Source organism: Neptunomonas antarctica (assembly GCF_001305295.1).
GTDB lineage: Bacteria > Pseudomonadota > Gammaproteobacteria > Pseudomonadales > Balneatricaceae > Neptunomonas > Neptunomonas antarctica.
This window is the reverse complement of the sequence record NZ_LJSI01000001.1, coordinates 1-564: the sequence shown is the minus strand read 5'-3', so window position 1 is coordinate 564 and position 564 is coordinate 1. Positions and strand designations below refer to the sequence as shown.

1 protein-coding gene is annotated in these 564 nt (G+C 52.0%); it reads left to right on the top strand.

The annotated features are described in order from the left end of the window. Positions 1-564 (top strand): cell division protein FtsA (gene ftsA, locus Nant_RS00005; RefSeq protein WP_082399994.1); only part of this gene is annotated, 564 nt, incomplete at both ends.

Sequence of the window (564 nt, the reverse complement as noted above, 5' to 3'; positions counted from 1 at the left end):
CTGAAACGGGGTGTCGTAATTAATATAGAGTCGACGGTCGGGTCGATTCAGCGTGCAGTAGAAGAGGCTGAGTTAATGGCGGGGTGTAAAATCCACTCCGTCACCGTCGGAATTTCCGGCAGTCACATTAGCAGCCTGAATTCACATGGCATTGTTGCTGTGCGAGATCGTGAAGTGATGGAGCATGATCTGGAGCGGGTTATCGATGCCGCCAGTGCGGTGGCTATTCCCGCTGATCAGAAAATTCTACATATTCTGGCACAGGAATACCTGATCGATAATCAGGAAGGTATTAAAGAGCCCCTGGGTATGTCCGGTGTGCGTTTAGAAGCTAAAGTTCATTTGGTCACCGGCGCGATTAACGCCATTCAGAACATCGAAAAATGTGTGCGTCGTTGTGGTCTTGAAGTGGACGGTGTGGTGCTTGAGCAGCTCGCCTCCAGCTATGCGGTACTGACCGAAGATGAAAAAGATCTGGGCGTCTGCATGGTCGACATCGGCGGTGGCACCACCGATATCGCCATCTTTACCGGCGGCTCAATCCGTCATACTGCCGTGATCCCG